Raw genomic sequence first — 20,678 nt, forward strand, 5'->3', positions numbered from 1 at the left:
TCCGCAACCCACCCACACCTCGGTATAAAGCCGGCCTCTGGCGCAACTCAAACGCGGTCATCCGCTCACCAGCCTAGCACAGCCAGGGATTGTGAGAGCAGATCGCACAGCTCTGTGCGAGCACGCTCTTCGTTACAATCGGCAAGTCAGTTGTCGATGGACATGGCCCATGGCGGTGCTGCAGCAAAGGTGACGCAGTCGTTAACCCTAGCCATTTAGCGCAAACCAAAATCACGGCCTTAAACCGCTCCAACTTCAATCGGTGCGGAAAGGTTGCCATGCATACTACAATCGTACGCCCAGCTCTGCAGCTGGTGAAAACTGATGAAGTGAGCCGTGTCATTGGCCCACTCGGCACACCCATCACACTGGACGACTTGCCACCGCCCGAAATCTCGCGCTGGGTCATTCGCCGGAAAGCCGAGGTGGTGGCCGCAGTTAATGGGGGCCTTTTGACGATCGACGAAGTGCTGGCACGTTATGGCCTCACCCTCGAAGAGTTCGTGAGCTGGCAGCGTGGCTTTGAGCGCTCGGGCATGCGAGGCCTGCGCACCACCAAAACGCAACAATACCGCACGCGATACACGCGCCAGATGACGTACCATGTCAACGCGACCTAGTCCTCATCCTATGGCACTGAAGCCGCCGCATCAGGCGACACCCTGTTGAAGGCGGACGCTTACTGCTCACCGGCTTGCACGCGAGATGCACCTTCGTGCCCAGCCCCAGCGCTATCACGAGACATCTCGCAGCGTTCGCAGTACGCGTGCAAGCGCCTTCTCGTTGACGTAGCTGTCGACCGACAAGCGTATGGCGCTCGCCAGGTTGATCTCGATGCCGCCTGGCCGGGTGCCTGGATGCTGGTGGACCAGATCCGTTGCAGCAGCGGCAGGCGGCGGCCGCATGGCAGGATCTGCAGAGTGCATTGGTGGCGTGAGCGCGATATGAGTCGTCCGTTACCACGCCGTAGGAGACAAACTGCAGCGGCTCGCTGCTGATGCGTTCGGCCCTTCGCTGCGCCGAGCGCCAGTTGTAGATGAGGCTCTCCGCGATGCCGAGCCGCCGTGCCACCGATCGCACCGTGAAGTTAAGAGCAATTCGACGAAGTCTGGCCCCCTCGCTTGCTGTGCCGAGGGACTGCACTAGTTTGTCATGAGATCGCATGGCGGTGGCGACGTGCGCGTTGTCACCAGCGAGACCATTTACCGCGTATCGGCCTCAAATCTGCATGTCCAGATAGCAGTCGTCACACCTGCCGGCGCTCAGATCTTGTAGCGGTTCATGGCAGATTTCGCAGTGCCCCGGCTCCACGCGGCCAACACGCTCGAGGAACAGGCGAGGGGCATGAAAAATCGCGAGGGCAACTTTGCCGACTTCTTTCATCATGACGCGAACTCCGTAGCATGGCCTAAATGGCGGCGGTGGCAGCCGGTTCTCCCAGCATACCATCGATCTTGGGAAGGCTATAGAGCCATCCAGCCCCGGCCCGGAGTGCAACCATCTGAATACCTATTGTCATCGTTACGACCGTCGGATTGAGAATAACCGGCACAGCGTCCTCGATAGAGCCCAGACGATTGGCGCCCATCTCTACGGCTACCACCGCCAGGACGGAAATAACCGGCACCGGCACCACGTAGATCGCAACGTCTGCTTGCCTATGAACTCAAGCACCGAGCGCACGATCGGCAGGGACATCAATGCACGCACTGCGAACAGCATGGCGATAACGTCTAAGATGGACTTTATGACGCCGAACGCGCCGGGCGGCAGCATGGAGGAAACCGCCTCTTCGCTCCTTAGGACAACCAGGAACGTGACTCAGCTGCCAATCAGCCAAGGCGCGAGACGAGCGTTCCCCACCGCCGTCACGATCTGCGGGAAGCAACAGCCGAGAAAAAATGCGAAGTAGCTGAGCTTTGCACCATAGGCCTAGCTGTCGAAGACGTAGGCCAGCGTCACGTTGCCGCCTGCAAACTCAGCATTGGCAACAACAGCGACAAGGATGGCAACGGCAGCACCGATGCCCGGGGCAGTCACCTTCAGGAGCTTCGTCACGACAAAGAACACGGCAATTCTCCATCGAACCAGATGCCGGTTCTCGGCTCAACAAGGACCTCATATATTTCAGCGAGTCTGGTCCCCTCCAAGGGGTTGTCCGGATTGAGCATGACGTACGACACAAAAAGGAAGCGGATGACGCTCCAAATGAGGAGCAGCCACACGAAGAGGGCGACCTTCCGTTGAAGCAGGTCGGACCATGACCGGCTGACACCTGACGCGGCGAAGACACCAGACACCACGAAAAACAACGGCATCCGAACAGCGCCCAAAGGGACGTTTGCGGCCTCAAGGAGCGGCGCTTCAATGCCTAGCAACTCGGTAAGTTGGGTGCAGTGCATCATCGTCACAAGAGGATAGATGTTGCCTTCGCAGCGTCGACCCACGGATACCTGATTTTGCCCGTCCTATAGCCCCCAAGCGCAGCCCCCGGCTAAGATCTTGGCGCGCTGATAGCAAAGGAACACTTAGCAACGAAAGCAGCTAGCCGACACTCCCGAACCCGCAAACCTCGCGGCCGGCGTCACCTAGAATGCCAGCGGCGTGGCACACTTTAACCTGAGATTGCCGGGCTCAATCCCTGAAACAGCTCGGAGACGAACTGGTCTAAACGCAAGCGACGATTGCTTTCGGGCGAAGCTTCTGTCGCACTCTCCGCATCATCCGCAGACGATCGGCAGTGGTTGTCTGACGCCACGCCTCGGCATGCCGCGTAGTGAATGCGACCACAGGCCAGCAGCCGAATTCCTCCGTAACAATCAGTACATCATCGGGGCCGGAGTTTGGGCACTCCGACAATCCCTTGTCCGTCAAGCAAAACAGGGTCTCACCACGCTTCAGCTTTATGGACGTATCGCGCATGTGCGGCATGAAGACTGATGCCTCGACCTTGAATGCGTCAGGCGGTGTCATTCTCGCTCGCTCCCAAGCCCGCCGACACCTGGAACGCCAAGGTGTCTGTCAGTTACATGGAGGCTCGTGTCTCCATTGCCCCGCCGGTGCAACTCCCTTTCTGACCTCGCAGGCGGCCAAAATGGGAAATCATGAAAGCGAGGCTTTTCACGGGCGAGAAGTCGTCGCTCCTTTCTCGCCTGGCATCAACCCGGCATGAGCCATCCGCATCCGGGCACAGCCGCACCCTAGAAAGGGCGGGCCGCCGGCGGCATGTTTTTTGTCAGTAGCGATAGACCGCCGGTCGATAAGATCGCGCGTGTTCCTACTCCAGCCATTGACCGGATGCGTCACCAAACATAGGTCAAGCTAACGCTGCCGCCGGAGTGAAGCCCGGCACGCAGCGAGGGGTGGCGCTGCCTCCCGGGCACTCGGGCGCGTCACCCCACCATGCCACCAGCGAATGAGTGCTGACGGCTTCAGCGAAGCGCCAGTACTCACCCGCAAGACGAGTACCTCGTCATAAAGGCCGACCTGAGCATGACGCTCAGAACCGAACCGCACGCATTGTTGCCGATGCAACCGTTAGTGGCAACTGCAAGCGGTGAACCTCACCCCGGCGGCGCCTGGACCCACGGTGCGATGACCCACGCTCACCAGATCTTGTTGCCCTCGTGCTCAATAGAACGGGGCATACGGATAACACAGCGCGCAATTATCCGAACAGACCGGGGGATGCTTCCCTGTAAGTACCGTTCCTAATGAGAGAACCTTTGACGCATTTGATCGTAATTTGCCGTTTCCGCCCTGGTCGCGCTTTCCGCTCCCACCGTCGCCGAGAGCGACGTCATCAGAGGTGCCCGAAGCTGTGCAGCCCCTGCCGGCGACAACCGCCAGCGCTGCCGCCGGCCACAATGCGCGCGTCAGCATGGTGCATTCCTCGACCAAGAACCGGTCTGCCAGCCTCAACGAGGCGATGGGCCCCCTCCGCGACAAGTACGGTGTCGCCAATTGAGCGGTGAAACTGCGCAATCTGCCCTACTTTACCGAGTACATGCGCAAGACCCTCCTCGGCGGCACCATCGGCGCGGGCACGCGCTGGAACTTCGGCGGGTGGGCACTCCCGGAGCGCTGTGGCGAGCGATCGCCGCAGCGCCTACACTGTTCCGTCTAACCCTGCGAGACTGAGCGCGCCGTACTGGGGGCAATCATGACCAATCCTATGTCGGTCGTCACCAGTACGTCCATCAATGCCCCCGGCTTGATAGTTCTACTACGCCAGCTCTCCCTCCTGATGGGCAGCGTGACGGCCATCCTCGGCTTTCTGTCTTCGACGAACTTGGCCGGCCTGTGCGGCGACGTTCAGGACCAACAGTTCGTCGCGTGGATAGGCGCCGCCGCTGCTATAAGGCCGTTTCTCTACGGTCAATGGCGCACCCTGCGCCTGGGAGGCGCTTAGAAAGTGTATCCTACGGCCAACTGCACCAGCGGATAAACCTTGTAATTGTCGATTTCCGCCTCGATTTCGGCGCGCTCGCGCGCCAGGTCATCCTGCAGGAACGGATTACTGGCGAGTTCACCGGTAACTTGGAGGTTGTCGGTTCGGGGTGTACCGTGCAGCATAACCCCTGCGTCCAAACTCCAAGCGAACCCTCTGCTTTGATTACGTGCTACGCCGATCGTCAGCGTCGGCGCGACGTCGCGGGCACGCACCTCGGCCTGGATGGAACCAATTTTTTCGGGGCTGTAGGTGGTACCACCAATCGAGACAGGGCTCAAAGGGGTAGCGAGAAGATCTACGCGATTGCGGCTGATGCGAAGCCCAGCAGACAGGCGGAAGGCGCTCTCGAATGGATAAAGGTCGGCTGTTGCACCGTAGGACCGCAGGTGCAGGTCGCCATTATAATCGATGTCGTCGACATCAACGTCGTGGCTAAGCTTGAGGAAGTTCGCTGACGCGCGGAAGCCAAGCGCTGGTATAGGGCGATACCCAATCTCCGGGCCCACCCCAAGCGATCCACCGGTAATACCCAGAGTTACAACCGGGGACGCGTCCTGAGCACCCGCAACAGCTGGCAGGGTGGCTGCCAGAACGGAAAACTGAACGAGCAAATGCCGGTGAATCATAGTTGGCCGCTTCCTTGTCGAGATCGAGCCTAGATGTCAGCCCGTGGTTAAGACGAAGTTATCAGGGCCCAGGACGCTTCTGACTCCATGCGGCGAGATGAAGCACCATGCTCTGGCTCGCCTGATCGGTATGTGCAGCTTGGCTGAAGCCACATAGTACAGCGGCCACTGACGCTTTCCTGATCGGGTCCTCGAACGAGAGGTCGGCCATAGCTCATCCGGTGGGTAGCACCTAAGGGGGCTTCGCCCACGATAGTCATTCTCTTTGCACCCTGCAGAAAATGGTAGATGCTAGTTAACGTCGTGGCGAGAGCCGCCGGCGCGCAGCCGCGCGCCTATAAGATGTTCGACCGAGGGCAACCTGTTCCTGTTCATCCCGCAACGAACTGAGGAGCTGAATGCTCAAGTGTCGCCTGCGCGGCCGTGAGCAGCTGATGATCTTCGCCAGAGTTTCCGAGCTCGGCCGAGTCCGACCGCGCATGTGAGCGCTAGAAGCGAAAGCGCAGCTGGCAAACGACGCGGATCCGCGGCACGCCGCCGATGCTGACACATCCGGTACGTTCGAGCAGCTGGCCCGCGCCGGGCACCCACATCATCGGCCGACATGGTGGGCGACATGCCACCGACGTACTGTGCAGCCTCGGGTGTGACGTCCTGCCCGGGCGTGGTGAGCTTGCGCCGGATGCGATTGAAACGCGGGCGCTGCTGAACGCCTTGCGTTCAGTCGAGCGGCGCTGCCGCGTCGCCAACGCGCGACGGACCCGGCATCGCCTATCGGAGATCTCCACCTCCGGCATCGCCGATGGCCTGTGCGCCGGCAACCTCGCCGGCAACCGTCGTGCCGCGATGCAGGAGTTACCGCCGGAGGACCGCACCCGTAGCGAACCGCGGTCGAGGATTACCGCGCGCTGCTGGCTGTGCGCTTCCTGGCGCTGATTGAAGTCCGGCTGATTTCGACACGCCGTCTGCGCTGGAGCAAGGTCAACGGTTTGGACGGTCCGGCCCGCTGTGGCGGCTGCCGCCCGAACGGCTAAAGCTCAGCCGGTTGAAGAAGGACGAGCCACGGTTCGAGCACCTAATACCGCTATCGGCCGCAGCCATTGCGGTGCCGCGCGAAGCTTTGACTTTCGCGGCCTCAAACCGGAACGGCAAAATTAACATGCTGGTGTTCCCGGAGCGGAGCGGGGTGGGCTTGATCGAGGAGGGCGTCATCGGTGAGCTCTACTCGCAAGCCAATTTGACCGGCAGTCACGTGCCGCGTGGCTGGTGCGCCAGCTCAGCACTATTCTCAACGAGCAACTGGGTGAGGGTGGTCCACCACGATTGACGTAGCGTTCGGCCGTGCGAAGAACGACAAGGTCAAGACTGCCTACACCCGGTCGCAGCTGTTCGGCCGTAGAAGCAAACTATTCGACAGCGGCGAAGGGCTGCCGGCTTGTAAACGGCGGCTGAGGTCGGCGCCGGCGGGCGGCTACGGCCGGGCTGCCCTGCGCAACAGCGGGGGTGCCCGGGCAGACACCCGGACACCGACGAGCTGTAACTCGCCACGACCCAATTGGCCTGACGCGGCCGTCCCGCACCCGTGCACATCGGGCGCAAGCGCACTGGACTCGAAACCGTTATGAAATCCCTTACGTCGTGTGGACTTCACCCGCCTTGCGGCGAGCTCGGCGGCGCGCGGCAATTCATTGCTGCCATGAACGAACCGCCGGAGAGCCGCGAACTCTCGTCGCTTTCTGCAAGGCCGCGGTCGAAACCACGTACACGCTTGCGACGGCGAGCCCCGGCAGCGGCAGGCGAAAGGGCGAGCTAATCATCAGCAACTTCGCACACCGTAACGGTGCGACCCTGTGCCCGGCGCCGCGGCGCGGAATAGCACGAGCGAGATTATGAATTGTTTTATTGAATAAAACTCGTCAGAAACCTGCAAGCTAGACCCCTGTCGCTCGCCTTTGCATCATACATTCGCTTTGTCGATGGAGATGCAGTCTAAAGGTCCGGCATGCTAACTACCTACGACAATGTGAACACAATTTGTGTAAGCCGCATTTACGGCTAAGTATTTTGTAGCTTTGCACGGCGCGCCCTATTCCATCGACGTTATAGAATGCGCTGTTTCCACCCTGGCATCGCAGAGCGGCTTCGAACTAGTGAGTCGGGTACGAACAAACCGATCTGAGTTGGGACTGAGGCTGGCAGGGATATCAACATGGCCGCGCAGACGGAGGCCGACCTTTGTGAAAAGAGGCCCGAAACAGCAAAGCCGTCCTAACCCGAAGCGATGGTTGATCATAGCAAGCGGATGAGAGCGAGCCGTCTCATGTAGTTTCCGCTGTTCGCGGGCGTTTCCAAAAAATCTTCGCCGCCCGTCATTTTTAAAGAAAAATCGGTAGCGTTCGGCTATCTTGGCTATCTTGGCTATCTTCATCCGCTTGCCCGAAAGCGGCCGGACGACTTACATACAGGTGCAGGCAAATTCGGCCATATGTTCGTTTGAAGGCGGAGTGTGGCTTTGCCGCCGTTGCCAAATGAAATCTGCCGCTGAACTTTGGTCCTCGGGGACGGCCACCTGTTCTGGTCCACGCTTTACTGTTCACCGCCGCCATACAGAATTTCCGCCACAGAAATGGCACCGCTGTAAGATGTATGCGTTAACCAATTATTTCTCGACAAGGTGAGATGATTGATGAGTAGCTGATGTAAGCTTGCGCGGCGTATAACGCCGGAGCAAGCGTGGCAGGGCGGAGGTGGGACGAGTGCAGTCAACCGAGCGACGGCTCAATGCCATTCTGGAAAATACCAGGATGGCGATCTTCCTCACGGACGAGCAGCAGCAATGCGTGTTTATGAACCAGGCGGCGGAGGAGCTGACCGGCTACAGGTCGCACGAAGTGCTAGGCCATCGCATGCACGATGTTGTTCACCACGGTCGTCCCGATGGCAGCGCGTACCGGGTCGAGGAGTGCCCCATTGGCCTGGCGTTTCCCATCAAGGAGCGGATGTCAGGGGAAGAGACCTTCGTCCACAAAGACGGGCATTTTTACCATGTTGCTTTCACGGCCTCTCCAATCCTGGGCGACGATGGAGAACCGGTCGGCACGATCGTCGAAGTTCAAGATATAACTGAGCAAAAAGCGCGAGATGAGGCTCTGCGGGAGAGTGAGAGCCGCTTCCGCAACATGGCGGATCATGCGCCGGTCATGATGTGGGTTACCAACCCAGACGGATATTGCACTTATCTCAACCGGCAATGGTATGAATTTACCGGCCAAAGTGTCGCCGGCGCAGAGGGCTTTGGGTGGCTTGAGGCAATACATTCTGACGATCGTCAGCGTGCCGAAGAGGTATTCGTCAAGGCAAATGCAGACCGTACGTCGTTCCGAATGGAGTACCGCCTCCGCCACCGTTCGGGTGCTTACCGTTGGGCCATTGATGCCGCTAGTCCGCGCTTTAACGATGCCGGAGAGTACCTCGGCTATGTTGGCACCGTCATCGACATCAACGATCGCCGCGAAGCCGAGGAGCGGCTCGCACTAAGTGAGGAGCAGTTGCGGCTCGCCCTTGATGTGGCGGAGATTGGGCAGTGGGATGTCGATCAGGCTACAGGAAGCATGTTCTGGCCTCCCCGGGTGAAGGCGATGTTCGGCATCTCCCCCGAGGTCCCGGTTACGTTGGAGGACTTTCTTAACGGCGTGCATTCGGACGACCGGGAGAAAACGCGGTCGGCTTACGAGTCTGCCAGCAATCCCGAACTTCGCGCCCTCTATGACGTTGAATACCGAACCGTTGGCAAGGAGGACGGCGTCGTCCGCTGGGTTGCTGCCAAGGGACGCGGTTTGTTCGATGCGCAAGGTGTCTGCTACCGGGTGCTAGGCACAGCCATCGACATCACGGCGCGCAAAGCGGCCGAACTCCGGCTTCATGAGCTGAATGACCAACTTGAGCAGGAGGTTACCGAACGCACCGCGGAGCGAAATCGCGTTTGGGAGATGAGCCGAGACCTGCTCGGTATCATGGGCTTCGATGGTCTGCTGAAAGCAATCAACCCGGCTTGGGAAACTACCCTCGGCCGTGACACGGAGACGCTGCTTGCTTTGTCCTTTCGCGAGCAGGTGCATCCTGACGACCATCGCGCCGTCGAGCAGGTGATGGAGCGACTGCTCCGCGGTGAAACAGTCGAGCGCTTCGAAGATCGGCTTGCCCACGCAGACGGCTCGTGGCGCTGGATTTCGTGGACACTGGTGCCGGAGGGTGACGTTTTTTATGCCGTAGGGCGGGACGTCACGCCCGAGAAGGAAACCGCCGAGGAGCTGGCGTATGCACAGGAAGCTCTGCGCCAAAGCCAAAAAATGGAAGCGATGGGTCAGCTCACCGGGGGTGTCGCGCACGATTTCAACAATCTGCTAACGCCGATTGTCGGGTCGCTCGACCTGCTTCAGCGCAAAGGTGTGGGTAATGAGCGCGAGCAGCGGCTCATCGAAGGCGCAATCCAATCAGCTGATCGCGCGAAGATACTGGTTCAGCGCCTTCTTGCCTTTGCACGCCGCCAGCCCCTGCAACCCACTGCAGTGGATGTGAGAAGACTGGTGAAAGGCATGGCTGACCTGCTTTCCAGCACGACTGGTCCGCAGGTTCGCGTCATTGTGGAAGCGGCAGACAACCTGCCCCTTGCTCAAGCCGATCCCAACCAGCTTGAGATGGCACTTCTTAATCTTGGCGTGAACGCGCGCGACGCAATGCCCGACGGCGGCACGCTCAAAATCAGTGCAACTCGGGACAACGTTCGCAGCCCACGTGGCGCTCTCAGGCGCGGGCACTACGTGCGACTCTCGGTGGCGGATACGGGCGTAGGGATGAATGATGCGACGCTCGCCCGCGCAGTTGAACCATTCTTCTCGACGAAAGGTATCGGGAAAGGGACAGGCCTCGGCCTGTCTATGGCGCACGGTCTGGCCGCTCAGCTTGGGGGAGCACTCACCATCAGCAGCCAAGAGGGCGTAGGCACCATTGTTGAGTTGTGGCTGCCCGTTAGCATCTCGGCTGCGGACCTCGATGACGCTCCAAGCGATCCGACGACTGTCAGCGCTGCTCGGGGTCTTGTCTTGCTTGTCGATGATGAAGATGTCGTGCGGGCGAGCACCGCCGACATGCTGGAGGAGTTTGGATACGAAGTGCAGCAGGCAAATTCCGGCGATGTTGCTTTGGCAATGGTCGCCGATGGGCTGAAGCCCGATCTGCTCGTCACCGACCACCTCATGCCCGGGATGAATGGCGTACAGCTCGCATCAGCGCTTCGCGGTGTCATACCTGAACTGCCGATCCTCATCGTCTCCGGGTATGCTGAGGCCGACGAAATCATGCCTGCCCTCCCACGGCTTACCAAACCGTTCAGGATGGCCGAGCTCGCGGCGCGCCTCGCCGCGCTCACCCCTGTGCGAACCTAAAACGGATTGACGCATATATCATGACGGCTAGCGGAGCCTTCGCTGCACCGCTTAATAGCGCCGAGGACATTCGTGAACGACGAGAAGCAAAGACGCGATCATCTGGACATTGAGGGTGATGGGCAAAGCGCCGGCGTCCCGGCCGCACGCGCGATGGATGTTGGTGCGCGTGAACCGATCGAGACGCGAGGTCTCCATCACTGGCGCGAAGCTACGATCACCAAGGCCGGTCTAGACGACCGGGGGGACGTATTCTTCGCGGCCATTGAGATGACCCGGATGCCGATGATCCTGACCGATCCGCATCAGCCCGATAATCCGATCGTGTTCGCCAACAAGGCGTTCCTCGACCTCACCCTGTACGAAGAAGCTGAGGTTGTCGGCCGTAACTGCCGCTTCCTGCAGGGAGCGCAGACGGATCGGGAGATGGTGGGCCAATTACGCGACGCCGTGGCCAACAATGAATCGATCGCACTCGAGCTACTTAACTACCGGCGTGATGGCACGCCGTTCTGGAACGCGGTTTTCATCGGTCCAGTCTACGACACCTCGGGCAACCTGCTGTACTTCTTCGCCAGCCAGCTCGACGTCACACGCCGTCGCGAGAGCGAGAAGGTTTCGGCGCAGGCGCAGAAGATGGAAGCTGTGGGGCAGCTCACCGCCGGACTCGCGCACGACTTCAACAACCTCCTGCAGGTTGTGAACGGCAATCTCGAGCTCGCGACGGCGCGCGTGACAGATGAACGTGCCCTCAGATACCTGAACAATGCCAAGGGAGCTGCAGAGCGCGGGGCCAGGCTGACGAGCCAGCTGCTTGCCTTTGCGCGCAAGAGCAGGCTCGACCCGCAGCCGGTCGATGTCAGCGCCTGCATCAACGGCTGCGCCGAAGTGATAGAGAGCGCGATCGGCAAGCAGGTTGAACTGCATCTTAGCCTGCGGCGCAACCTACCTAAGGCGGTGCTTGACCCCGAGCAGTTCGAGATGGCGGTGCTTAACATCGCGATTAACGCGCGCGACGCCATGCCAGAAGGAGGAGTGGTCGAGCTGGTCACCGGCAAGGTCCACCTGAACGGGAATGCTGCAGCACGCGGCTTGAGACCCGGCGATTACATCTCGGTTGAGGTCAAGGATCAGGGTGACGGCATGCCCTCGCATGTGCTGGCACGAGCGACGGAACCCTTCTTCACGACCAAAGCCGCAGGCAAGGGCACCGGTCTTGGTCTGGCAATGGCGTCCGGCTTTGTACAACAATCCCGTGGGCGCCTTGAGATCGACAGCGAGGTCGGCAGTGGAACGACGGTGCGGATGCTGTTCCCGATCGCTTCCGCCAATGCCGCTGAGCCCGAGGTGCCGGAGCGAAGACCGATTTTGGCCAGCTCGGATGACCGTGCCCAAAGCGAGCATATCCTGATCGTCGAGGACAGTTCCGACGTGCTGGCCTTGTCCCGGGAGATTCTGGAGGAAGTGGGCTACAAGGTCACCACAGCGGAAACCGGGGAGGCCGCCCTCGAGCTGTTCAAAGAGCTACCAGCGGGCTCAATCGACCTGCTGTTCACTGACCTCGTCATGCCAGGTGGCATAAACGGGATCGTGCTTGCGACAGAGATTGGCAAGATCGATCCGGCACTACCGGTGCTGATGACCACCGGCTACAACGAGGATCTCGTAGCTGACGGTCCAAAGGCCGCCGGCCTCGATGTGCTCGGCAAACCGTACCGGCGAACCGATCTGCTGGATCGTGTTCGTCAGGCCCTCAATCAGCGAGGTGTTACCCAAGAGCGACGTAAGTCGTCTGAGTACGGGTCGGCTGAGGAGTAGATCGGGACGTACTCGGATAGCCGACAGACGAAGTTCCAATCTGGCGCCGGGTTTAGCGTGCGCTTCTCTAATCTCGCGCTTCAGAAGCTGCCGGTCGTCAAGCCACTCAGACGGCGGTATAATGCTTGCTTATTGACCCACCACAGCCTGCCGAACTCCGAGCAGTGTACGGCGACTTGGTCGTGTTGATAGCGGCTGGACGGGCAAGGCTGCGCGATAGCGGGTTCGTCGCACCTTAGCTTTTGAAGCCAAACGGTTTGCGCTAGGTGCCGTTCGAACATGCAGGTGGGCGTCGGCGATCAAGTCCGATATGCCGGAGCTTGATGGCGAGGTGGGGTCTTTCCGGTTGGGCAGCAACTAAGAGCGACACGTGCTAATCTATCCGCACCGGCTTCCAACAGAATAAGTTCCAAGACTTGCCGGTCCTTACTTAGGTTCCGACTTTGTAAACGCCCTTTCAACTGGCCACCCCTTATTCAGTCGATAGAACAGCGTGGTTCGCCCGATACCAAGCTCCCGAGCCCACTCGGTCACGGTTTGCGTTCGACCATCAAAATCAATGTACCGTCGAGTAGATGGCTGCGCTTTGGAATCGGAACCGCCCTTCCTGAGAAGACGTCGGCAGGCTCGACATACCCGACTGCCATCCTTCAAAATGTAAGCGTTCGCTTGATCGAACTTATGACCTCGCAGGCAATGCGTTTTGCGAACGAAATCGTAAATCGGCTTCGGCACGGTATCCTCGATCAATAATCAGACTGCTGGTGGACGCGAGCATAACGCCTAAACGCCCGGCAGGCCATATCGCTAATCAAAGTACCTTTTTGGCAGCAACCGAGTAAGTGACCAGGGCCTGACGACGCGGACCGACATAACAATGGTTCAATGGCAGCCCACCAGACCGTCTGTCGAACAAGAGGTAACGTTCCTACAGGCGGGCTTGCGGAATCGCGTCGCCGCCGACAAGTGGTTGGATGACCGTCGTAGAGTCACTCCTCCAGTTGCACTGCCGCTGCACCTTTGGGAAGAGTGGAAGCTTAGAGCAGTTCGAGCTCACCCGTTTACCCCCGCAGCTTGAGGTTAGCTTCACGAGAGCGTATGTTACCCACAGCGTATGGCTCAGCATTCTTCTTATACGCCTCTAACCGTTGGTATAGCTCAATATAGGCGGTAACCACCTTATCGATGTCGAAGCGCGCGTAGGCATAGTCTCTCACTGTTCGCGACATGGTTTGCCAATGCTCGCCTGTCACTTGTTCCAATTGATGAAGGCCATCGAGCAAGGAACGCTGCTCCACCCCGTCAAAGAAGAAGCCGGACACCCCAGCCTTGATGTGATCTACGCAACCGGATACCTTGGTAGTCACAGGAACCACTCCATGAGCCATTGCCTCGAGCATCGAGTTCGATAAACCCTCCGCATTTGAGGCAAGCAGCAGGTAGCCGTATCGATCGAGCACTTCGCTCGGGTTCGCTGCGTAACCGCAAAACCGGACGCGCGATTGCTCGCCACCCGACGCGATCGCTGCCTCCAACTCCTCGCGCATGATGCCGGCACCCCAGAAATCTAGCTCGAACTTGTTCCTTGCAGTCCATTCCAGAGCAGCGATGGCGAGCGCAGGTGCGTTCTTGTCCGGAGCCAATCGGCTGAGGAACAGCGCACGAGAAGCTCGGGCTGGATCAGGCACGGACTGATCATACGGCGGAAGCCGCAAACCGTTGGGGATGATAAAGACCTTATGCTGCGGGACACCAAAGATTGTAAGATCTTCTTCGATCGAGCGGGTAGTTGCAACAAACGAAGTCGCATTCTTTACGATGAACATGCCACCGCGCAAACCGAAGTACTTACGAGAGCTAATTGCCTTGATGTCCGCGCCATCGCCTCCTGTAGCCGACTTCAATATCGACGGTATGGAGAGGAACTTGCTAGCGATCGCCGCCACAAATGCGTGGATGCGTATTTGGTGGCAGTGAAGAACTGAAATCTTGCGCCTGTTCCAGAAAACCCAGAGCATGAGCTGGACGGCCCAGATCAAAGCAGCAAACAGGTACCGGCCAGATATTTGCGGACTTGCATACGTCCAGAAGTAGCGAACCGGTACGCCCTCGTCGAAGGTCCACCCGGCTCGCGCCCACTTGCGAGTACTCGCCAGCATCACGACATCGTGCCCGGCCGCGTGCATCGTTCGAGACAAAAGCCTCGCCTGCTTGTCCAAACCGCCACTACTATTAGTATCATCGTAGTGGCAGATCATCATAACAATCATTGCAGGCGCAACCCCTGTTTAGTAAGATTTCTGAGGCAAAGCCAGGCATCCAGCGCGCTTTCTCGGGCCAGAAGGCCATATACAGCTAGAACGACGCATAAGCTTGATCAGATAGTTTAGAACTATTGCACAGGCGGACTTCTTGTCCTGCAATGCGCGACTTTCCGACTGTAAACCAGGCCTTGGCACGATCAATCCTGCCTAGCACCGGTGTCCCGGGCTGATACACGAGCTGAGCTTGCGAGTAGCTTAACTCGCTCGACCGACTGAACAAGCATATGAGGTAGTCCGCAGCTGTGCTTTAGCCTGGGCTCCGCACGTTAGTGAGGCGACGCCGGCCCGCTTCCTTCTTTGCCTCAAAGCCAGCTTGCGTTAACCCGCGGCACGGCGCTTCAAGTTCCTCCGCAGATTGAAGGTTAAGTTCACATGAGTTCACGGCCTGATACGAGCGCTGGAAAGGCCACCGCAGTAGATGGGATCGCTACAGGCATGAGCTGGCTGGCAGCCAATAAGGTTGCAACCATGTTGCTGAGCTTCGGGTCTATGATGATCCTTGCGCGGCTACTTTCCCCGGCGGATTTCGGCGTGATGGCTGCAGCAATGCTGGTGGTCGCTCTCGCCAGCGCAATCTTTGAGGGTGCATTCGGTATCAACCTTCTCCGTCGCGCTCAGCTTGATGACCGGAGTGTTGCTACGACATTTTGGCTGTCAGTGGTTGTCGGACTTACAACCTTTCTAGTGATCGCCGCATTTTCGCCGGCGGTAGAAGCCTTCTTTAGCTTCGATAACTTAGCTTGGGTTCTACTGGTGGCTGGATCCTCGATCATCTTCAAATCTTTTGGCGCCGTGTCGCAGTCCTTACTCCAAAGGAGAGGGCAGTTTCGGCTACTCTCGATAACCAACATACTCAGTTACGCCGCCGGTAATACAATTTGCTCGATTGCTTTAGCTGTGCAGGGTTACGGCGTCTGGTCCTTGGTGATTGGCGGCACATTGACGGTCGTATTGGAGAGTCTAGCCAACCTCTATTGTGCGAAGGTACCCGTCTTCATCGCGCCGAGCCGCGCGGCGGCCAGTGAAGTATTTCGCCTTAGTGGTTGGTTCGCTCTGTCGCAGGTTCTAAATTGGGCGGCAACGGCCGGCGCAAACGCGGTGACTGGCCGAACTCTGGGTGCCGAAGCTCTTGGCATATACTCACGCGGCTGGAAGCTGATTGATATTATCGTCGGAGCTACAGCGCAGCCAATGCAGCGAGTACTTCTGCCGAGCTTCGCGCGAAAGCAGGGTGATCTACACGACGTCAATCGAGCGTTCCTCAAGGCGCTTGAGGTTGCGGTAATTGGCTTCGCCGCGATCTCTGCCTTTGCAATGATTCACGCCGAAGCGATAGTTCTCGTAGCACTCGGGTCGCAATGGACTGCGACCGTCCCCGTTGTTCAGCTTCTCTTCGCAGCCTTACTTCCCCGCTGCTGCTACAAAATCTCGGAGGCTGTAGCCTATGCCTGTGGAAGCTCCCTTGGTGCAACCGTAAGGCAAGCCGTATATGCTGTGATGATTGTTGGTGGCGCGATCATAGCGAGTCCAATGGGTCCGACAGCTGTGGCTGCAGCAGTGTTCGTAGCTTTATGGTGCTTCTACATCGTATCCCTCGGCTATGTTTTGTCTATAACGAGGGGATCGGCATCGTTGTTGATAGCAATCCATTTCCGGGCTCTGGTGTTAGTTTTACCAGCTGCGCTTGTCGACCTTGCCCTTCTACTGCTGTCTCCCTTTTCGTTTTGGCCGGGACATCTCGCTGGCGGCCTTGTTGGTTTAGCCGTTTTAGGTCTCACCATTATCATTGCGCCGCGATCGCTGTTGGGTGACGCTCTCAGTGGCATCAGGGCGTCAGCTGAGTTGAAGTCGAGGCAGTTCCGAAACGTGGCCGCCAAGCGACAGATCTGAGAAAGGGGCGGCTTTAGAAGGGGAACCAACCTGTTCGATGCCGGAACCGACCGTGCGTGCTGCCTCAATGTCACGCCAGAAAGTTCAACAGCAGCGTTGAAGACCTTACCGTTCACGCGATTGCGACAGATCGCTTTCAGTACCGCATTTGTTTTCGGGATTATTTACCGTTGTATGCATGGTAATCAGACGAAAAGCACAGTTTAGGCTTAGCGGCAACGCTCTTCATAGAACTCTAAGCGTCGACGTGTTCAAGGCTGCGCACAAAGGGAGCGGACTGCAGCAAGACATCGAAGAGGAGCTGGCTGGACGCACGAACGATCTATTGCACGTGTGCTGCAACGCACCTCAAGGCCTGGGAGGCCATTCGGTCGCTCTGCGTCCGCATTCCGGGCGCGAGCCCGACGATAACGACTTTGGCCAGCCAAACTCTTCGCCAAGCGATTGTATCTAAGTCTATTTCACCCGACGTTAAGCATACCCGCTTACTCCGGACCGTGAGCAAGTCCACGAGCAGAGTTTGTTGGGAATGAGCACTGTAGTATACGACGCGGGGTCAACGCAGCCGCCGGTACCCCTCTCGGGTGAGCGGTCCCGAGACAGCTATTTACCATCTCCCACGAGCAGTCGCGAACAACCGCTCGCTTTATCAATGGCTACAAGCGTCCTTGCCTTCGGAGTCCAAGGATGTGGTGGCGGGGACGGAGGGTCCGCGTCTTCCGCTCCTACCACGCCTTCTTTCGCTCCGTCGCCTTCGGAGGGAGCTGTTCTCAAGCCGGCAAACGACGCTGAAGCTGCTCGCTTCCTCCTGCATGCGGGCCTTTCTGCCTCAACCTCAGAAATTGCTGCCCTGCGCCGCGATGGCTTTGGGCCGTGGCTAATGCTTCAGATGCAGATGCCTAATGATCAAACAGCCGCCGGCTTTTTTGCTGCGGGCAGACACGATCAGATCGATGAGCGCCGCGCCTACGATTGGGAGGGTGTCAGCGACGCGATGATTTGGAGCCAGCTGCTCTCGGGTGGCAACGGAGTGCGCAAGCGCATCGCCTTGGCGCTGTCTGAACTCTTCGTCGTTTCTATGGAGGATCTGGATTTCACTTGGCGCAGCCTTGCTATGGGCGCGTATTGGGACCTGTTGAACGAGCACGTTTTCGGCAATTACCGAGATCTTCTCGAGGCACTCACCCTTAATCCTGCAATGGGTGCCTACTTGAACACCCAGGGAAATCAAAAAAGCGACGTCAAAAGTGGCCGTAGTCCTGACGAGAACTTTGCACGCGAGGTCATGCAGCTGTTTTCCATCGGGCTTCACGAGCTTAACACGGATGGAAGTCTGCGACTAGACGCATATGGACAACCGATCGAGATCTTCTCAAATGAGGATGTCGTCGGTTTAGCTAAGGTCTTTACAGGTTATAACTTCGACTACTCTGGATTAGCCTCCACGCCTGCTCCTGACGCGCCGACAAAACGTACGATCTGGGATCCCGACTATGTTCGCCGGCCGATGACGGCCGACCCAAAGAAGTGGATACGCCCGCAATCCACGAGCCTTCATTCCGCTGAAGAGAAGCGCTTCCTCAGCGTAACGATCCCCGCGGGCACGGATGCATCGCAAAGCTTGGAGATCGCGCTGGACACCCTGTTCAACCACCGAAACGTCGCACCGTTTTTTTGCCGGCAGATGATCCAGCGCCTGGTAACTAGCAATCCCACTGCTGCCTACGTCCAACGGATAGCCCAGGTCTTTGAGAACAACGGCCACGGCAGGCGCGGCGATTTGCGCGCTGTGTTTCAGGCTATATTGCTCGATACAGAAGCTTTGTCGGCAGCTGGTCTGAGCGACCCGCGTTTCGGGAAAGTCCGTGAGCCGATGTTGCGCCTTGCGCACCTCGGCAGAACATTCGCGGCAAGCTCCACCGAAGGGTGGGCGATTGGAGATTTATCTAACCCATCGACGAGGCTCGGGCAGGCACCGCTGCGCTCGCCGTCCGTCTTCAACTTTTATCGCCCAAGATACGCCCCTGCTAGAACCAACATCTCTACCAATGGGATGGTTGCACCAGAGTTCCAGATCATCAACGAGACATCCGCTGCCGCCTATGTCAACTTTATGGAAAAGAGCGTGGATGGAAGTGGCGAGTGGATGACTACGGTGAAGCTAAACTACGCGGAAGAGGTCAAGGTAGCCCATGACGCCACAGCGCTGATTAACAGGCTAAGCCTGCTACTAACGGCTGACCAACTCACGTCTCAAACGCGTCAGGCGCTAATTTCGGCATTAAGTGATCAGCCCGTTCCAGAAGGTGGTGACGAGAAAAGCAAGCTCCGGCGAGTTCACACCGCCGTTTTCCTGATCATGGTTTCACCAGACTACATCATTCAAAGGTAGGCAGTTAAACGTGTTTATTGGGAACCTTGAAGCGCTGTCTCGACGGGCATTCCTGCGTCGGAGCAGTCAACTCGCTATTGCAGGAACAGCTTCTGCTTACGCTCTCGGCTTGGCCGGGATTGGAGAGGCCGCGGCATTTTCTTCCGCAGGCGGTTACAAGGCCTTGGTCTGCGTCTTTCTCTCCGGCGGCAACGATCATGCCAACACGTTGATCCCATACGACGAGTATAATTACCGGCAGTACAGGGCCATTCGTGGAGCGAGTGAAGCCGGCGGTGTTGCCCTTTCGCACGATAGTCTCATTCGAACCGCTTTAGTCCAGCCAACTGACCAGATCCTAACAGACGATCTTCGTTACGCCTTGGCTCCAACGATGCCATTGCTCAAGGCTCGGTTTGATGAAGGTCATCTTGCACCAGTTCTAAACGTTGGTCCACTTCTCGCGCCATTAACCAAAGCGCAGTACAACAGCAAATCACCGACTTTTCCGCGCCCACCGAAGTTGTTTTCGCACAACGATCAGCAATCGACGTGGCAGTCTTTCCAACCAGAAGGCGCTCGATCGGGTTGGGGTGGCCGCATGGGAGATCTGGCAACTGCGAACAATCGAAATGCTATGTTCACGCTCATCAATGCTACGGGAAACGCTGTCTTCCTGGCGGGTGAGCAGGCGTTCCCATACAAAATCGGGCCTAACGGCGCTGTGTTGGTCAATGCATTGAAGGCCGGAAAGGTTTACGGATCGGCAGCGTCAAGCGTTGCCTTGGAAGCCATTCTTCGATCGCATGAGAACCACGTCCTTTCTGCAGATTATGCGGCGGTAAACACCCGAGCACTCGATTATGGGGGGTTTGTGGTCGACGCTATGAGCCGGAGCTCACTTAAGACAAAATTCCCGTCGGACAATTCTCTTGCGAGCCAGCTATCCGCAGTTGCCCGCCTCATTGCCGCCCGAGAAAGTCTCGGCGTAACGCGGCAGGTGTTCATGGTCTCATTAGGCGGCTTCGACAACCATGATAACCTACTAGGCAAGCACCAGAACCTGCTCGGCAAAATCGATGGCGCCCTTGACGCATTCTATTGTGCTACAATGGAAATGGGGCTGACAAATCAAGTCACAACCTTCACCGCTTCAGATTTCGGCCGCACACTGACGTCAAATGGCAATGGCTCAGATCACGGTTGGGGTGCTCATCACTTCGTACTCGGTGGCGCTGTCCGTGGTGGTCGATACTACGGGCAAGCGCCCCAGATATCGATCAGCAGCAATGATCAGGTTGGTCAAGGCCGACTGCTCCCCACCACATCTGTGGACCAGTACTCGGCCACTTTGGCCCAGTGGTTTGGCGTGGCAGCATCTGAGTTGCCTAGCGTCGCACCCAACATCGGTCGCTTCGAAACGGCAGATTGTGGCTTCATGGCTCCCCAAGTTCCGGCACCGACCGGTTTCAACCCTTCCTGAAGAAGCGTCTTCAAATCATTGAATAAACGGCACACTTTGTCCTTCGAAGCCCGGAGACCCGCGCACCATCTCACGAGCGAATGACCGAAGAACTTGGAGCCTGCTAGAGTGAGGCATTTGACGTAGCTGAATGGCGGCCACCCAGGCACGCCCGCACTACATCCTGCAGGAGGTAGCTCTGCGCAAATTCGTGAGTTCGCGGGAGAACGCTTTGGACGTTGCTCAACTTGACGCAGCGTTGTTTCGGGATCTACACGACCGTGTGCTTG

General features: G+C 58.1%; 16 protein-coding genes. 10 read left to right on the forward strand and 6 right to left on the reverse strand.

What is annotated here, in order from left to right:
* The first annotated feature begins 314 nt into the window (after window positions 1–314).
* Complete coding sequence (sciP, locus tag D5S08_RS14400; protein ID WP_421757472.1) at window positions 315–620, forward strand: CtrA inhibitor SciP; 306 nt, start codon at window positions 315–317, stop codon at window positions 618–620.
* Window positions 621–1,218: 598 nt separating this feature from the next.
* Here sciP and D5S08_RS16740 read toward each other — a convergent pair.
* The 4 genes from D5S08_RS16740 to D5S08_RS14415 form a co-directional block, all read right to left on the reverse strand.
* Window positions 1,219–1,386 carry a hypothetical protein gene (locus D5S08_RS16740; RefSeq protein WP_155522979.1) on the reverse strand — a complete coding sequence of 56 codons (168 nt, stop codon included), beginning with the start codon at window positions 1,384–1,386 and terminating at the stop codon, window positions 1,219–1,221.
* A gap of 22 nt (window positions 1,387–1,408) precedes the next feature.
* Window positions 1,409–1,636 carry a hypothetical protein gene (locus D5S08_RS14405; protein ID WP_126665584.1) on the reverse strand — a complete coding sequence of 76 codons (228 nt, stop codon included), beginning with the start codon at window positions 1,634–1,636 and terminating at the stop codon, window positions 1,409–1,411.
* Window positions 1,637–1,932: 296 nt separating this feature from the next.
* On the reverse strand, window positions 1,933–2,070 hold the full coding sequence (locus D5S08_RS16745) for a hypothetical protein (RefSeq protein ID WP_155522980.1): 138 nt from the start codon (window positions 2,068–2,070) through the stop codon (window positions 1,933–1,935).
* Window positions 2,055–2,405 (reverse strand): acyltransferase family protein, encoded by a 351-nt coding sequence (locus D5S08_RS14415; RefSeq protein WP_121119802.1) that lies wholly within the window; start codon window positions 2,403–2,405, stop codon window positions 2,055–2,057. The genes D5S08_RS16745 and D5S08_RS14415 overlap by 16 nt, the downstream gene beginning before the upstream one ends.
* A 1,403-nt stretch (window positions 2,406–3,808) precedes the next feature.
* Here D5S08_RS14415 and D5S08_RS16750 point away from each other — a divergent pair.
* Together D5S08_RS16750 and D5S08_RS14420 are read left to right on the forward strand one after the other, a co-directional pair.
* Window positions 3,809–3,967: a hypothetical protein gene (locus D5S08_RS16750; RefSeq protein ID WP_155522981.1), complete on the forward strand. Its 159-nt coding sequence runs from the start codon at window positions 3,809–3,811 to the stop codon at window positions 3,965–3,967.
* 195 nt (window positions 3,968–4,162) lie between these two features.
* Window positions 4,163–4,411 (forward strand): hypothetical protein, encoded by a 249-nt coding sequence (locus D5S08_RS14420; RefSeq protein ID WP_126665585.1) that lies wholly within the window; start codon window positions 4,163–4,165, stop codon window positions 4,409–4,411.
* On the opposite strand, the gene D5S08_RS14425 is transcribed toward D5S08_RS14420, so the two are convergent.
* The gene (locus tag D5S08_RS14425; protein WP_126665586.1) at window positions 4,408–5,079 is read right to left on the reverse strand and encodes a hypothetical protein; all 672 of its coding nucleotides are present in this window, start codon (window positions 5,077–5,079) and stop codon (window positions 4,408–4,410) included. The genes D5S08_RS14420 and D5S08_RS14425 overlap by 4 nt on opposite strands.
* Window positions 5,080–5,619: 540 nt before the next feature.
* On the opposite strand from D5S08_RS14425, the gene D5S08_RS16530 reads away from it, so the two are divergent.
* From D5S08_RS16530 to D5S08_RS14440, 4 genes are all read left to right on the forward strand, one after another.
* Complete coding sequence (locus tag D5S08_RS16530; protein ID WP_126665587.1) at window positions 5,620–6,015, forward strand: phage integrase central domain-containing protein; 396 nt, start codon at window positions 5,620–5,622, stop codon at window positions 6,013–6,015.
* Window positions 6,016–6,124: 109 nt separating this feature from the next.
* Window positions 6,125–6,406, forward strand: a complete 282-nt coding sequence (locus tag D5S08_RS14430) for a hypothetical protein (RefSeq protein ID WP_126665588.1) — start codon at window positions 6,125–6,127, stop codon at window positions 6,404–6,406.
* Window positions 6,407–7,835: 1,429 nt separating this feature from the next.
* A complete protein-coding gene (locus D5S08_RS14435) occupies window positions 7,836–10,523 on the forward strand; it encodes a hybrid sensor histidine kinase/response regulator (RefSeq protein WP_162301988.1) in 2,688 nt (895 codons plus the stop codon).
* Window positions 10,524–10,595: 72 nt separating this feature from the next.
* A complete protein-coding gene (locus tag D5S08_RS14440) occupies window positions 10,596–12,341 on the forward strand; it encodes a histidine kinase famiy protein (protein ID WP_338322992.1) in 1,746 nt (581 codons plus the stop codon).
* Window positions 12,342–13,402: 1,061 nt separating this feature from the next.
* On the opposite strand, the gene D5S08_RS14450 is transcribed toward D5S08_RS14440, so the two are convergent.
* The gene (locus tag D5S08_RS14450; RefSeq protein WP_121119817.1) at window positions 13,403–14,611 is read right to left on the reverse strand and encodes a glycosyltransferase family 4 protein; all 1,209 of its coding nucleotides are present in this window, start codon (window positions 14,609–14,611) and stop codon (window positions 13,403–13,405) included.
* A gap of 489 nt (window positions 14,612–15,100) precedes the next feature.
* Here D5S08_RS14450 and D5S08_RS14455 point away from each other — a divergent pair, with 489 nt between their 5' ends.
* From D5S08_RS14455 to D5S08_RS14465, 3 genes are all read left to right on the forward strand, one after another.
* Window positions 15,101–16,555, forward strand: a complete 1,455-nt coding sequence (locus tag D5S08_RS14455) for an oligosaccharide flippase family protein (RefSeq protein ID WP_162301989.1) — start codon at window positions 15,101–15,103, stop codon at window positions 16,553–16,555.
* 652 nt (window positions 16,556–17,207) lie between these two features.
* Window positions 17,208–18,947: a DUF1800 domain-containing protein gene (locus D5S08_RS14460; RefSeq protein ID WP_162301990.1), complete on the forward strand. Its 1,740-nt coding sequence runs from the start codon at window positions 17,208–17,210 to the stop codon at window positions 18,945–18,947.
* Window positions 18,948–19,056: 109 nt separating this feature from the next.
* Window positions 19,057–20,409 (forward strand): DUF1501 domain-containing protein, encoded by a 1,353-nt coding sequence (locus tag D5S08_RS14465; protein ID WP_338322993.1) that lies wholly within the window; start codon window positions 19,057–19,059, stop codon window positions 20,407–20,409.
* The last annotated feature ends 269 nt before the right edge of the window (window positions 20,410–20,678 follow it).

Source organism: Croceibacterium ferulae (genome assembly GCF_003660445.1).
Taxonomy (GTDB): Bacteria; Pseudomonadota; Alphaproteobacteria; order Sphingomonadales; family Sphingomonadaceae; genus Croceibacterium; species Croceibacterium ferulae.